General features: G+C 72.9%; 15 protein-coding genes. 11 read left to right on the plus strand and 4 right to left on the minus strand.

Annotated elements, in window-relative coordinates; all coding sequences use genetic code 11:
• A partial coding sequence (locus V6U81_RS25640) for a leucyl aminopeptidase (RefSeq protein ID WP_334492890.1) occupies window positions 1-1,207 on the plus strand: 1,207 nt, incomplete at its 5' end.
• A gap of 52 nt (window positions 1,208-1,259) precedes the next feature.
• On the opposite strand, the gene V6U81_RS25645 is transcribed toward V6U81_RS25640, so the two are convergent.
• Window positions 1,260-1,589 carry a hypothetical protein gene (locus tag V6U81_RS25645; protein ID WP_334492934.1) on the minus strand — a complete coding sequence of 110 codons (330 nt, stop codon included), beginning with the start codon at window positions 1,587-1,589 and terminating at the stop codon, window positions 1,260-1,262.
• A gap of 179 nt (window positions 1,590-1,768) precedes the next feature.
• On the opposite strand from V6U81_RS25645, the gene lpdA reads away from it, so the two are divergent.
• Window positions 1,769-3,160, plus strand: a complete 1,392-nt coding sequence (lpdA, locus tag V6U81_RS25650) for a dihydrolipoyl dehydrogenase (RefSeq protein ID WP_334492891.1) — start codon at window positions 1,769-1,771, stop codon at window positions 3,158-3,160.
• 71 nt (window positions 3,161-3,231) lie between these two features.
• The gene (gene sucB / locus V6U81_RS25655) at window positions 3,232-5,070 is read left to right on the plus strand and encodes a 2-oxoglutarate dehydrogenase, E2 component, dihydrolipoamide succinyltransferase (RefSeq protein ID WP_334492893.1); all 1,839 of its coding nucleotides are present in this window, start codon (window positions 3,232-3,234) and stop codon (window positions 5,068-5,070) included.
• A gap of 67 nt (window positions 5,071-5,137) precedes the next feature.
• Here the strand turns inward: sucB and V6U81_RS25660 are convergent, their stop codons facing one another.
• Window positions 5,138-6,085 carry an SDR family NAD(P)-dependent oxidoreductase gene (locus tag V6U81_RS25660; RefSeq protein WP_334492895.1) on the minus strand — a complete coding sequence of 316 codons (948 nt, stop codon included), beginning with the start codon at window positions 6,083-6,085 and terminating at the stop codon, window positions 5,138-5,140.
• A gap of 130 nt (window positions 6,086-6,215) precedes the next feature.
• Here V6U81_RS25660 and V6U81_RS25665 point away from each other — a divergent pair, with 130 nt between their 5' ends.
• From V6U81_RS25665 to V6U81_RS25680, 4 genes are all read left to right on the plus strand, one after another.
• A complete protein-coding gene (locus tag V6U81_RS25665; RefSeq protein WP_334492897.1) occupies window positions 6,216-6,794 on the plus strand; it encodes a TetR/AcrR family transcriptional regulator in 579 nt (192 codons plus the stop codon).
• 45 nt (window positions 6,795-6,839) lie between these two features.
• On the plus strand, window positions 6,840-8,177 hold the full coding sequence (locus tag V6U81_RS25670; RefSeq protein WP_334492898.1) for a low temperature requirement protein A: 1,338 nt from the start codon (window positions 6,840-6,842) through the stop codon (window positions 8,175-8,177).
• A gap of 76 nt (window positions 8,178-8,253) precedes the next feature.
• The gene (locus V6U81_RS25675; protein WP_334492900.1) at window positions 8,254-8,724 is read left to right on the plus strand and encodes a hemerythrin domain-containing protein; all 471 of its coding nucleotides are present in this window, start codon (window positions 8,254-8,256) and stop codon (window positions 8,722-8,724) included.
• Window positions 8,725-8,820: 96 nt separating this feature from the next.
• Window positions 8,821-9,735, plus strand: a complete 915-nt coding sequence (locus tag V6U81_RS25680; RefSeq protein ID WP_334492902.1) for an LLM class flavin-dependent oxidoreductase — start codon at window positions 8,821-8,823, stop codon at window positions 9,733-9,735.
• A gap of 209 nt (window positions 9,736-9,944) precedes the next feature.
• Here the strand turns inward: V6U81_RS25680 and V6U81_RS25685 are convergent, their stop codons facing one another.
• Window positions 9,945-10,307 carry a MerR family transcriptional regulator gene (locus tag V6U81_RS25685; protein WP_334492903.1) on the minus strand — a complete coding sequence of 121 codons (363 nt, stop codon included), beginning with the start codon at window positions 10,305-10,307 and terminating at the stop codon, window positions 9,945-9,947.
• Window positions 10,308-10,360: 53 nt separating this feature from the next.
• Here V6U81_RS25685 and V6U81_RS25690 point away from each other — a divergent pair, with 53 nt between their 5' ends.
• Window positions 10,361-11,371 carry an aldo/keto reductase gene (locus V6U81_RS25690; protein ID WP_334492904.1) on the plus strand — a complete coding sequence of 337 codons (1,011 nt, stop codon included), beginning with the start codon at window positions 10,361-10,363 and terminating at the stop codon, window positions 11,369-11,371.
• 55 nt (window positions 11,372-11,426) lie between these two features.
• Here V6U81_RS25690 and V6U81_RS25695 read toward each other — a convergent pair whose 3' ends face one another.
• Window positions 11,427-11,669 carry a GntR family transcriptional regulator gene (locus V6U81_RS25695; RefSeq protein ID WP_334492906.1) on the minus strand — a complete coding sequence of 81 codons (243 nt, stop codon included), beginning with the start codon at window positions 11,667-11,669 and terminating at the stop codon, window positions 11,427-11,429.
• Window positions 11,670-12,004: 335 nt separating this feature from the next.
• Between V6U81_RS25695 and V6U81_RS25700 the strand changes: the two genes are divergently transcribed.
• The 3 genes from V6U81_RS25700 to V6U81_RS25710 are packed head-to-tail and all read left to right on the plus strand — an operon-like array spanning window position 12,005 to window position 12,821.
• A complete protein-coding gene (locus tag V6U81_RS25700; RefSeq protein WP_334492908.1) occupies window positions 12,005-12,292 on the plus strand; it encodes a hypothetical protein in 288 nt (95 codons plus the stop codon).
• Window positions 12,292-12,555 carry a hypothetical protein gene (locus tag V6U81_RS25705; protein ID WP_334492910.1) on the plus strand — a complete coding sequence of 88 codons (264 nt, stop codon included), beginning with the start codon at window positions 12,292-12,294 and terminating at the stop codon, window positions 12,553-12,555. The genes V6U81_RS25700 and V6U81_RS25705 overlap by 1 nt, the downstream gene beginning before the upstream one ends.
• Window positions 12,528-12,821 (plus strand): hypothetical protein, encoded by a 294-nt coding sequence (locus tag V6U81_RS25710; RefSeq protein ID WP_420884088.1) that lies wholly within the window; start codon window positions 12,528-12,530, stop codon window positions 12,819-12,821. Before V6U81_RS25705 ends, V6U81_RS25710 begins: the two co-directional genes overlap by 28 nt.
• Window positions 12,822-12,947 lie beyond the last annotated feature (126 nt).

Raw genomic sequence — 12,947 nt, forward strand, 5'->3', positions numbered from 1 at the left:
CGGCGCGCCCCGGGTGGCGCTGGCCCTGCCGCTGCCGGACGACGCCGACGCCCCGGCCGCGCTGCGCGCGGTCGCCGAGGGCGCGCTGCTCGGCGGTTACCGGTTCGCCGGCTACAAGACCAAGCCGCAGCCGGCCCGGCGGGAGCCGGTGGCCGAGGTGCTGATCGCCGTTCCGGACGCCGCCGAGGCGGGCGCCCTGGCCGAGATCGCCCGGGCCACCGCGGTGGCCGGCGCGGTCCGGACCAGCCGGGACTGGGTCAACACCGCCCCGAACGAGCTGCGTCCGCCGGCGTTCGCCGACGCCGTCGCCACCGCCGCGACGGCCGCCGGCCTGACGGTCGAGGTGCTGGACGAGGAGGCGCTGCGGGCCGGCGGGTACGGCGGCATCGTCGCGGTCGGGCAGGGCTCGGAGGCCCCGCCGCGCCTGGTGAAGCTCACCTACACGCCGCAGGGCGGCGGGTCCGGCAAGCGGGTGGCGCTGGTCGGCAAGGGCATCACCTTCGACACCGGCGGCATCTCGATCAAGCCGGCGCAGGGCATGTGGGAGATGAAGTCCGACATGGCCGGGGCGGCCGCCGTCGGCGCCGCGATGCTGGCGATCGCCGCGCTCAAGCCGTCCGTGGCGGTCACCGCGTACCTGCCGATGGCGGAGAACATGCCGTCCGGCACCAGCTACCGGCCGGGTGACGTGATCACCATGTTCAACGGCAAGCGGGTGGAGGTGCTCAACACCGACGCCGAGGGCCGGATGATCCTCGGTGACGCGATGGCCCGGGCCTGCGCCGACGGCACCGACTACCTCTTCGAGACCTCCACCCTGACCGGCGGGCAGGTGATCTCGCTGGGCAAGCGGATCGCCGGCGTGATGGGCACCCCGGAGCTGTGCGAGCGGGTCAAGGTCGTCGGCGACTCCGTCGGCGAGCCGGCCTGGCCGATGCCGCTGCCGGACGACGTGCGCAAGGGCATGGACTCCGACGTCGCCGACATCTCCCAGGTCAACGCCGGGATGGACCGGGCCGGCCACATGCTCCAGGGTGGCGTGTTCCTGCGCGAGTTCGTCACCGACGAGGTGGCGTGGGCGCACATCGACATCGCCGGCCCGGGCTACCACTCGGGCGAGGCCACCGGCTACTGGACCAAGGGCGGCACCGGCGTCCCGGTCCGCACCCTGGTGCAGCTGGTCGAGGACGTCGCCGCCAACGGCTGACGGATATGCGACACGCGGGGCGGCTTCCTCCGGGGAGCCGCCCCGCGTCGCGTCAGAAGAGGTGCGGGCGGCGCTTGCGGCGTTCGTTGTAGTCGCGCATCCGCTGCGGGTAGCCCATCAGGCGGACGTCGTAGATGGGGATGGCGAGCTTGTGGGCGAAGCGGCGGGCGCCCTCCGGGCCCTCGACCCGGCGGCGGGTCCACTCGCCGTCGTCGGCGATCAGGATCACCGTGGTCTCGGTGACCGTCGTGCGGGGCTCGATGTACGCCTCCACCCCGCGCCGGGTCCGGACGAAGTTCTCGAGGTGGTCGAGATCGGCACGGTCGGCCGGGCGGTCCCGGCTGACGCCGACCGCCTTCCTGCGTCGTCGGAACAACCCCACCCCGCCCGAACCTCCCCGTAACGTCATCGAAGACGGTGCCAAGCGTACGTGTCGACGACGTGTCGTTGGGCACCTCACTACGCGCTCCGCATCAGCTAGTGACAAGATGACCGAGGTGGGGTGTGTCCGTGTCATCCCTCCGTGACCCCCGATGCAGCGACGCGACCTGGGAGTTGGACGTGAGCGAGCCGAACGAAGCGACCTTCGACATCGTCATTCTCGGAGGTGGCAGCGGCGGCTACGCGGCGGCGCTGCGCGCCGCCCAGCTGGACCTCTCGGTCGCGCTGATCGAGAAGGGCAAGCTCGGCGGTACCTGCCTGCACAACGGTTGTATCCCGACCAAGGCGCTGCTGCACGCGGCCGAGGTCGCCGACCAGACCCGCGAGTCGGAGCAGTTCGGCGTCAAGGCCGAGCTGCTCGGCATCGACATGGCGGCGGTCAACTCGTACAAGGACGGCGTGGTCTCCCGGCTGTACAAGGGCCTGCAGGGCCTGGTGGGCAGCGCCAAGAACATCACCTTCGTGGCGGGCGCCGGCAAGCTGGTCGGCAAGAACGTCGTCGAGGTGGACGGCAAGCGCTACACCGGCCGCAACGTGATCCTGGCCTCCGGCTCGTACGCGAAGAGCCTGCCCGGCCTGGAGGTCGACGGCGAGCGGATCATCACCAGCGACCACGCGCTGACCCTGGACCGGGTCCCCTCGTCGGTGATCGTGCTCGGCGGCGGCGTGATCGGCGTGGAGTTCGCCAGCGTGTGGAAGTCCTTCGGCGTGGACGTGACCATCGTCGAGGCGCTGCCCCGGCTGGTGGCCGCCGAGGACGAGGAGTCGTCCAAGGCGCTCGAGCGGGCGTTCCGCAAGCGGAAGATCAACTTCAAGGTCGGCAAGCCGTTCGAGAAGGTCGAGAAGACCGAGAACGGCGTCAAGCTGACCATTTCCGGTGGCGACACCGTCGAGGCCGAGCTGCTGCTGGTCGCCGTCGGCCGCGGCCCGAACACCGCCAACCTCGGCTACGAGGAGCAGGGCGTCAAGATGGACCGCGGCTACGTGCTGACCGACGAGCGGCTGCGCACCAGCGTGCCGAACGTCTACGCCGTCGGCGACATCGTGCCCGGCCTCCAGCTCGCCCACCGCGGCTTCCAGCAGGGCATCTTCGTCGCCGAGGAGATCGCCGGCCAGAACCCGGCCGTGATCGACGAGGCCGGCATCCCGCGGGTGACCTACTCCGACCCGGAGCTGGCGTCCGTCGGCCTGACCGAGGCGAAGGCCAAGGAGCAGTACGGCGCCGACAAGGTGCAGACGTACAACTACAACCTGGGCGGGAACGGCAAGAGCCAGATCCTCAAGACCGCCGGGCATGTGAAGCTGGTCCGCGTCGCCGACGGCCCGGTGGTCGGCGTGCACATGGTGGGTGCCCGGGTCGGTGAGCTGATCGGCGAGGCGCAGCTCATCTACAACTGGGAGGCGTACCCGGCCGAGGTGGCGCAGCTCGTGCACGCCCACCCGACCCAGAACGAGGCCCTGGGCGAGGCGCACCTGGCCCTGGCCGGCAAGCCGCTGCACTCGCACGCCTGACCCACACTCATTCCGCGACGCCGGCGGCAAGCGGGCGAGGATCGCACGAGGCCACGAAGGAGTTTCAGAACATGCCGGTATCGGTCACCATGCCTCGGCTCGGCGAGAGCGTCACCGAGGGCACCGTCACCCGCTGGCTCAAGCAGGAGGGCGACACCGTCGAGGTCGACGAGCCGCTGCTCGAGGTGTCGACCGACAAGGTCGACACCGAGATCCCGTCCCCCGCGGCGGGCGTGCTGAGCCGGATCGTGGTGGGCGAGGACGAGACCGCCGAGGTGGGCAGCGAGCTGGCCGTCATCGCCGGTGAGGGCGAGTCCGCCGGCGGCGGCGAGGCCGCCCCGGCGGAGCAGGTCGAGCCGGCCGCCGAGCCGACGGCCGCCGCCGAGGGCACCGGCCCGGAGCCGGAGCAGGAGCAGCCGGCCGCCGAGCAGCCGCAGGCGCAGGCCGCCCCGGCGCCGTCGGGCCAGGGCACCCCGGTGAAGATGCCGGCCCTGGGCGAGAGCGTCACCGAGGGTACGGTCACCCGCTGGCTCAAGCAGGTCGGCGAGAGCGTCGAGGTGGACGAGCCGCTGCTGGAGGTCTCGACCGACAAGGTCGACACCGAGATCCCCTCGCCGGTCGCCGGCACCCTGCTGGAGATCAAGGTCGCCGAGGACGAGAGCGCCGACGTCGGCGCCGACCTGGCGATCATCGGCGCCGCCGGGGCCGCCCCGGCCGAGGCGAAGCCGGAGCCGACGCCCGCGCCGAAGGCGGAGGCCAAGCCCGAGCCGAAGCCGGAGCCGAAGGCCGAGCCCGCCCCGGAGCCCAAGGTCGAGGAGCCGACCCCGGGCATGTCGTACAACGAGCCGGCCGCGGAGGCCGAGACGGCGGCGGAGCCGGCCAAGGCCGAGCAGGCCGCCCAGCCGTCCGCCGCGACGCCGACCCCGCAGCGGCCCACCGCCCCCGTCCAGGGTGGCGGCGAGGAGGCCGCGGGTTACGTGACCCCGCTGGTGCGCAAGCTGGCCGGCGAGCACGGCGTGGACCTCTCCTCGGTCAACGGCACCGGTGTCGGTGGTCGGATCCGGAAGCAGGACGTGCTGGAGGCGGCCGAGAAGGCCAAGGCCGCCAAGGCCGCTCCGGCGCCCGCCGCGCAGCCGGCCGCCGCGGCGGCCCCGGCCAAGCCGGCCGCGAAGCCGCAGCCGAGCGGCAAGCGGGGCACCACCGAGAAGCTGACCCGGATCCGCACGGCCATCGCCAAGCGGATGCACGAGTCGCTGCACGAGATGGCGCAGCTCACCACGGTGATCGAGGTGGACGTCACCAAGATCGCCAAGCTGCGGGCGCAGGCGAAGGACTCGTTCCAGCAGCGGCACGGCGTGAAGCTCTCCTTCCTGCCGTTCTTCGCCCTCGCCGCCGTCGAGGCGCTGCAGACGTACCCGATCGTCAACGCCCGGATGGACCTGGCGGGCGGGACGATCACCTACCCGGACGCCGAGCACCTCGGCATCGCCGTAGACACCGAGCGGGGCCTGCTGGTCCCGGTCATCCACAACGCCGGCGACCTCAACCTGGGTGGCATCGCCAAGCGGGTCGCCGACCTGGCCGAGCGCACCCGCACCAACAAGATCAGCCCGGACGAGATCGCCGGGGCGACCTTCACGCTGACCAACACCGGCAGCCGGGGCGCGCTCTTCGACACCCCGATCGTGCCGTCGCCGCAGTCGGCGATGCTCGGCACGGGTGCCGTGGTGAAGCGCCCGGTCGTGATGAACGACCCGGAGCTGGGCGAGGTCATCGCGGTCCGGTCGATGGTCTACCTGGCCCTCTCCTACGACCACCGGCTGGTCGACGGCGCCGACGCCGCCCGCTTCCTGGCCGCGGTCAAGGAGCGGCTGGAGGGCGGCAACTTCGAGGCCGAGCTGGGCCTGTAACACCGGCGTACGAGGGAGCGCCCCGGTCATCACGACCGGGGCGCTCCTTTGTCGTTCCGGCCGCCGGTCAGGCGCGCAGGGTCTCCTCGGAGACCTCCCAGAGCCGCTCGGCGGCCTCCGGGTCCAGCGCGTACGCGGCGACGCCGGTGCGGGTACCGGGCTGGTTGAGCCCGGCCTGCTGGCAGTCCTCGAAGTAGCGCCCGCCGACGCCGTCGAGCAGCGGCGAGGTGGCCACCAGCACCGAGGTGGCCGCGCCCTGCTCGGTGTTCTTCCAGTTCGGTGTGGCCCCGCCGCCGCTCTCGGCGCGCAGCCGGGCCAGCTCCTCGTCGCTGACGTAGCGCTGGAGGTTGGTCCGGATCGCGCCCGGCATCAGGGCGTTGGTGAGGATGCCGTCGTCGGCCCAGCGTCGGGTCGCGTCGACGGCGAAGAGCACGTTGGCGGTCTTGGACTGCCCGTACGCCGCCCACGGCTCGTAAGGGCGCTGCCGGAAGTGGATGTCCTCGAAGACCACCGGCGAGCGCAGGTGTGCGCTGGAGCTGACCGAGACGACCCGGGCGCCCTCGGCCGCGGCGAGCGAGCGGTGCAGCCCGGTAGCGAGCGCGAAGTGCCCGAGGTGGTTGGTGGCGAACTGCATCTCCCAGCCCTGCGGCGTGCGCATCTCGGGCGACGCCATGATCCCGGCGTTGTTGACCAGGATGTGCAGCGGGCCGTCCCAGGTGCCGACGAACGCGGCGATGGACCCCTGGTCGGCGAGGTCGAGCGGGGCTACCAGCACCTGCTCGTTGCCGGTGGTGCCGGTGATGTCCTCGGCCGCGGTGCGGCCGGCGTCGAGGTTGCGTACGGCGATCGTGACGTCGGCGCCGGCGGCGGCGAGCGCGCGGGCCGTCTCGACCCCGATGCCGGACGCGCCGCCGGTGACGATCGCGCGACGGCCGGTGAGGTCGATGTCGCGGACCACCTCCAGGGCGGTGGACCGGGCGTCGAAGGGCGTGCGGACTGGTGTGGTCGTGGTCATGATCCGTCCTTGTCCGAGGCGGCGCGGACCGTGGTCCGGCCGCTACGATGAGAAGCGGAGGCCCCTCCGGTACGACACCGAGGTTAACCGGAGGATCCTCCGTTTGCGAATCGGCCACCCAGGAGGAAACGTGCCGGCATCCGGCCCCCGACCGCTGCGCGCCGACGCGGCACGCAACCGCGAGCGACTCCTGGACGCGGCCGTACGGGCGTTTTCCCGCCAGGGCCCCGAGGTAACGCTGGACGCGGTGGCCCGGGACGCCGGGGTGGGCATCGGCACCCTCTACCGGCACTTCCCCACCCGGGAGGCGCTGGTCGAGGCCGCCTACCGCAACGAGCTGGCCAAGCTCTGCGACGCGGCGGTCGACCTGCTGGACCGGCTCCCGCCGGCCGAGGCGACCCGGGTCTGGATGGACCGGTTCGTCGACTATCTCGCCACCAAGCGCGGGATGGCGGACGCGCTGCGGCTGGTGATCGCCGCCGGCGCCAACCCGTACGCCCAGAGCCGCGACCTGCTGGTGGCCGCGCTCACCCGGCTGTTGTCGGCCGGCGCTGCCGCCGGCACGCTCCGGGCGGACGTCGACCCGGGCGACGTGCTGGCCGGCCTGAGCGGGGTCTCCCTCGCCGCCGGTGGCCCGGAGCAGCGCGACCTCGCCGGCCGGCTGCTCGACCTGCTGATGGACGGGCTGCGCCACCGCCCGACGGGCTGAGGTGAATCACCGGCCCCGAGGCCCGGACGCTGCGAGAGTGGACGGATGGGCGAAGAAGGGCGGCGCGGGCGTCTCGGGCCGGCCGTCGCGGTCGCCCCCGGCGCCCGGGTGGACAAGTTCGAGGTCTTCTTCGACCTGGTCTTCGTCGTCTCGTTCTTCATCATCACCCGGGCGACCGCCATCGAAGTCAGCGGCCGGAGCCTGCTGCACGCCCTGCTGGTGCTTGCCGTGCTCTGGTGGTGCTGGGTGGTGCACAGCATGGCCGCCACCCGGCTGCGGCTCGGCGAGGGCTTCGTGCCGGTGCTGATGGTGGCCGCGATGGCCTCCCTCTTCGCCTTCGCCCTGGCGCTGCCGCAGGCGTTCGGTGACCCTCAGGAGGGGTTCGCCGGGCCGATGGTGGTGGCGGTCAGCTACGTGGTCGTCCGCGCGGTCCACCTGGTGCTGTTCCTGCGGGCCGGGCGGGACAACCCGAGCGACCGCCGGCACCTGATCCAGTTCCTGCCGGAGCTGGTAGGCAGCACCGTCCTGCTGCTGGCGGCGGCGCTGGTCCCGGCGGCGATCGCCGACCCGGGCCGGGCCGGGATCGTCCGGGACGTGCTCTGGATCATCGTGGTGCTGGTCCAGTACGGGACGGGGATCATCGCGGGCGCCTGGGGCTGGACGGTGGCCTCCGCCGAGCACTGGACCGAACGCTACGACCTGATTCTGATCATCGCGCTCGGCGAGTCGATCATCTCGGTCGGCATCGGCGGCAACGTCCTCGGCAAGCCGGTCACCTGGCCCGCGGTGCTGGCGGCCGTGCTGGGCATCGTGTTCACCGCGGCCCTCTGGTGGGCCCACTTCGACGTCGTCGGTCCGGCCGCCCGGATCGCCCTGCACGCGGCCACCGGTCACGGCCGGATGACCATGGCCCGGGACGCCTACGCCTACCTCTACCTGCCGATGATCGCCGGCATCATCATGTTCTCGATCGGCAGCGAGGAACTGGTCCGCGCGGTCACCGACCCCGCGGGCGGGCTGGGCGAGAAGGTGCACGGCCCCGCCCTGCAACTGTTCTACGGCGGCGTGATCTGCTACCTGGCCGCCAACATGCTGTTCCAGCTCCGCACCCTGCACACCCTCTCCTGGACCCGGGTCGGGGTGCTGGTGGCGCTGGCCGCCGCCGTGCCGGTGGCGCATCACCTGCCGGCGCTGGGCGCGCTCGGGCTGCTGACCGCGATCTGCGTCGGGCTGATCGCCGTCGAGGTGATGATCTTCGCCGACTCCCGGCACGCCCTCCGGTCGGTGGTGCACGACGAGCGGACCACCCACGAGGCGGCCGAGGCGGCCTTCCGGGCCCGCTGGCACGACGACGAGCCGGACGTCGCCGGCGGGTCCACGTAGGATCGCCGCAGCGTCGCGGTGTACCCGGCACGGAGGCCGCCGAGGGCATGGAGGCGCGGGACCGCATGGGACACACGTGCATCCTTCCCACCCGCCGCAGGACCGCCTGACGGCGTTCGGCAACCAGTTGATCGAGATTCACCTCTGGCTCCGCGAGGAGTTGGCTGCGCTGCGCGCCAACCTCGGCAGCCCCGGGCGCGACCTGCGTGCCCACTGCCTGACCTTCTGCGCCGCGCTGACCCGGCACCACACCGGTGAGGACGGCGGCGCGTTCCGGGTGCTGGCCGCGCAGGCCCCCGAGCTGCGCCCGGTGCTGGACGAACTCACCGCCGACCACGAGATGGTCGCGACGATCCTGCGCCGCGTCGAGGATCTGGCCGCCGGCCCGACCGACTCCGACGGGGTACGCGCCGAGCTGGACGGGCTGAGCGCGCTGCTCGAATCGCACTTCGTCTACGAGGAGAAGAAGCTGGTCGCCGCGTTGAACGCGCTCCGCGGCGGAACCACCGAGGAACTCCTCGGCGTGCCCCTGCCCGACGAGACCTGACCCGCCCCGGCCGCTACGCCGTGAGCGGATTCGCCGGTCGGCAGAATCCGGGCCGGCGGGCTGGCCGGGCGGCCGTCGGCACCGCAGGCTGGGCCGGTGACCACCTTCTCCCTCCAGGCAACCCCCACCGACGCGGCGAGCTGGGTCGAGCTGGCCCGCCGGGCCGAGGCGGCCGGCTTCGACGCCCTGCTCGCCGCCGACCATCCCGGCGACGTCACCTCCCCCTTCGTCGCGCTGGCCGCCGCCGCGTCGGTGACCTCGACGATCGGGCTCGGGTCGTACGTGTCGAACCTGGGCGTGCGGGAGCCGATGCTGCTCGCCGCCGACGTGGCCACCCTCGACCTGGTCTCCGGCGGACGGGCCCGGCTGGGCGTCGGCGCCGGCCACACCCCGGCCGAGTGGCGCGCCGTCGGCCGGGAACGCCCCGACGTGGCCGGCCGGGTCCGCCGCTGCGTTGCCGTCGCCGAAGCGGTCCGCGCCCTGCTCGACGGTGCCCCGGTGACGGTCGACACCCCCGAGCTGGCGATGTACGGGGCGCGGCTGCGCTCACCCCGGCCGGTGCAGGAGCGGATCCCGCTGACCGTGGGCACCGCCAACTCGACGCTGCTGCGCTGGGCCGGGGCGCACGCCGACGTGGTCGGGTTGACCGGCTTCGGGCGTACCCTCGCCGACGGCCACACGCACGCGGCCCGGTGGCGGGCCGACCAGATCGAGGCGCAGCTGGCCTGCGTCGCCGACGGCGCCGCGGGTCGGGACGACCCGCCGGCGCTGGAGGCGTTGGTGCAGCGGGTGGTGGTCACCGACGACGCGGAGGCCGCCGCGGCGGAGCACGCCCGGGGCAACGGGATGACCGTGGCCGAGCTGCTGGCCACCCCGTTCGTGCTGATCGGGACCGAGGACGAGATCGTCACGGCGGTCGCGGCACACGAGCGCCGCTGGGGGGTCACCCGGTTTGTGGTACGCAGCGACGCGCTCGAACCGCTCGCGCCGGTGCTCGCCCGGCTGGCCTGAGCGGCCGGGGCGGTCAGGGCCCAGACCTGTGGTGGGGACGCTACGAACTTGATGACGTCAACGAATCGGCGAGCGTTCCAACTCGCCCCCTGCTCCTCCGGATCGCCCCGGTCGAGGCAGAGCTCCGGAGGCGGCTCACCGCCGACGGCCCTACCCTCCGCCGATTCGTTCACGTCATCAGGTCTGTAGCGACCGCGCAGGCCCCTGGCTCAGGTGAGCCGGTCGTAGAACCTGATCTTCTCGCGGAGATGGTCGTACTGGCGCTGGAGAAGCGTCATCTGCTCCTCGACCCGCTGTGCGTGCCGCTCCAGCAGCGCCCGCCGCTCGCCGGCGGTGTGCGCGCCCTCCCGGGCCAGCTCGGCGTAGCGGCACATCTCGGCGATCGGCATGCCGGTGTCGCGCAGGCAGCGGAACAGCACCAGCCAGCTCAGATCGTCGTCGGTGAAGACGCGTCGGCCGCCCGAGGTGCGGCCGACGTCGGCGAGCAGGCCGATCTTCTCGTAGTAGCGCAGGGTGTCGAGGCTGAAGCCGCTGCGCCGGGCAGCCTCCGAAGGCGAGTGTCGTCCGGTCACGTCCGCAGGCTAACGCTTGACCTGGAGCGCACTCCAGGTTGAAGAGTGGTCCCATGACGACGACACGACGACTGGGGCGCAGCGGTATCGAGGTCAGCGCGATCGGCATGGGCTGCTGGGCGATCGGCGGGCCGCTCTGGGAGGGCGAACAGCCGCTCGGCTGGGGCGAGGTCGACGACGACGAGTCGGTGCGCACGGTCCACCGGGGGCTCGACCTCGGGGCGACGCTCTTCGACACGTCCAGCAACTACGGCGCCGGACACAGCGAGCGGGTGCTCGGGCGCGCCCTCGCCGGCCGCCGCGATCGGGCGGTGATCGCCACCAAGTTCGGCTACCCCACCGACGAGACCACCCGGCAGGCCACCGGCGTCGACGCCAGCCCGGCGTACGCGCGGCGCAGCCTGGAGGACTCGCTGCGCCGACTCGACACCGACCACGTCGACCTGTACCAGCTGCACGTCAACGCACTGCCGGTGCCGCAGGCGCTGGACCTGGTCGACACGCTGGAGGCGCTGGTCGCCGAGGGCAAGATCCGGGCGTACGGCTGGAGCACCGACGACCCCGCCTCGGCGCGGGCGTTCGCGGCGGCGGGGCCACACTGCGCGGCGATCCAGCACGACCAGTCGGTGCTGCGGGACAACGCGGAGATGCTCGCGGTCTGCGACGAGTTCGACCTGGCCAGCCTCAATCGGGGGCCGCTCGCGATGGGCCTGCTCACCGCGAAGTACCAGGGCGCGCCGGCCGCGCGGGGCGGCGACGACGTACGCGGGGTCGCCCCGGAGTGGCTGCCCTGGTTCACCGACGGGGTGCCCAGAGCGGAGTGGGCCGACCGGGTGGCGCGGGTACGTGAAGCGCTCACCGCCGACGGTCGTACCCTCGCCCAGGGCGCGCTGGGTTGGCTGCTCGCGCGCAGCCCGCGGACCCTGCCCATCCCCGGCTGCCGGACGGTGGCCCAGGCCGAGGAGAACCTGGGGACGCTGGCGTACGGCCCGCTGCCCGACCCGGCCTTCGCCGAGGTGGAGCGCCTCCTCGCCGAGCTGCGCGGCACCCCGGCGCACGCCTGACAGCGCGGGTGCGCGAGGTAAGACGCCTCGGTGGGACCCGGTCGCGGAACCCCGATCAGGACTTGCCCTGCCCCTGGGGCAGTTGCTCGGCGACGAAGACGCCAACGCCGTGTACGCCCTCAACCCAGCCCTGCATCTGCAGCACGAGGACCGCCTGACGCACAACGCCGGCAGAGACGCCGTGCTCTTCCTTGAGCTGCGCCGTGGAGGGCAGCTTCTCGCCGGGTGCGAGTTGTCCGGACGCAATCTGATCACGGATCTGGTCCGCGATCTGCGCCCATTTTGCTTTGGCGGGCATGTTGACTCCCTGGTCTGCACCGCCATTCGATCACGGCCGAGCTTTACATGACAAGCAAGGACTAGATCAGCCTTGACTTTACTAGTCTTGTCTGACAAAGTTCGACCTGACCGGCTCCCTGGTCTGCAAACCCGGAGCTGGTCGTCCTGTGGAACCACCCGGCCGACCACTCCCCCGGGCAGTCGGCCGGGTGTCCGCTGCCCGCGATCTGCCATTGGCGGGCTCCGTGAACAGGCCCGGGGCGGGTGCCGGGCTCCGGCCGACCATGCGCGCACACGGCCGTCCCCGCCCGCCTCGGCGCCGCACTCGACGAGGAGGCGACACACGTGCGGTCAGTGGCCGACGAACCGGTGGACGCGTTGGAAAAGGTGCTCGGCGAGCTGCCCCTGCCGTGGGTGGTCACCGTGGAGGACGTGAAGCTCGGCCTGCGGGCGTTGCTCGTGCACCGGCCCGAGGAGTGGCCCGCCGGCCCGCTGTGCCGCAGCGACCGGACCCCGTACCCCTGCCTGCTGCACCGCTGGGCACGGCGGCTGCTGCGTTCACGCGGCCTGCCCGACGGTGTGATCGACACGCTGGTCGAACGCGGCGGACCGCTGCCCGGCGTACCCCATGGTCGGCGCTGATGGGATGGCCGCGACGCAACGCGGGACCGGTGCCGCTCGCGCCCCGGCACCGACGGACCTGGCGCTACGGGCGGCGCTGGTGCTCGTGCGGCCTGCGCTGGACGGCCTGCCCCGACCGGCACGCGCCCGTCCCCACCGAACCGCCCACCCCGCCGTCGAACAACCGTTGGTGGGACGAGGTGACCAGGGCGATTCCCCAGGTGGGTCGGGCTGGCCGGCTCACCCCGGCACAGACCTGGCGGGCCAACGGCGGCCGGTGGTGAGCGGCGGCGGGCACCTGCCACTGCGACCCCTCTGGCTCTGCCGCGCCTGCGCCGCACCCTGGCCGTGCGCGCCGGCCCGGCTGGGCCTGCTGCACGAGTACGCCGCCGACCGGGTGTCGCTGCTGGTCTACCTGGGCGGGCTGCTGCACGACGCCGCCGGCGAGCTGCACAGGCTGCACCCGTACGACGGGCCGGCGCCGGGGCAGCTCTTCACCCGCTTCCTCGGCTGGGCGATCCCCCGCCGGTCGACGCCCGACCCACCCTGACGCCCGTTCGGAGAGGGCCCGCCTCGTCCAGGATGACCCGCCACCCGGCGGGGTCTATGCCGTGGCCCATGGCCACCGCACGATCTTCGGCTGTCCTCACAGGTCATCGATGATCAACGCGGTGGC

The organism is Micromonospora lacuserhaii (assembly GCF_036902735.1).
Classification (GTDB): Bacteria; Actinomycetota; Actinomycetes; order Mycobacteriales; family Micromonosporaceae; genus Micromonospora.

Excerpts from the sequence above, each read along its gene's own strand:
- sucB (WP_334492893.1), top strand. The coding sequence starts at position 3,232 with ATGCCGGTATCGGTCACCATGCCTCGGCTCGGCGAGAGCGTCACCGAG.
- V6U81_RS25660 (WP_334492895.1), bottom strand. The coding sequence starts at position 6,085 with ATGACCACGACCACACCAGTCCGCACGCCCTTCGACGCCCGGTCCACC.
- V6U81_RS25670 (WP_334492898.1), top strand. The coding sequence starts at position 6,840 with ATGGGCGAAGAAGGGCGGCGCGGGCGTCTCGGGCCGGCCGTCGCGGTC.
- V6U81_RS25690 (WP_334492904.1), top strand. The coding sequence starts at position 10,361 with ATGACGACGACACGACGACTGGGGCGCAGCGGTATCGAGGTCAGCGCG.
- V6U81_RS25695 (WP_334492906.1), bottom strand. The coding sequence starts at position 11,669 with ATGCCCGCCAAAGCAAAATGGGCGCAGATCGCGGACCAGATCCGTGAT.
- V6U81_RS25705 (WP_334492910.1), top strand. The coding sequence starts at position 12,292 with ATGGGATGGCCGCGACGCAACGCGGGACCGGTGCCGCTCGCGCCCCGG.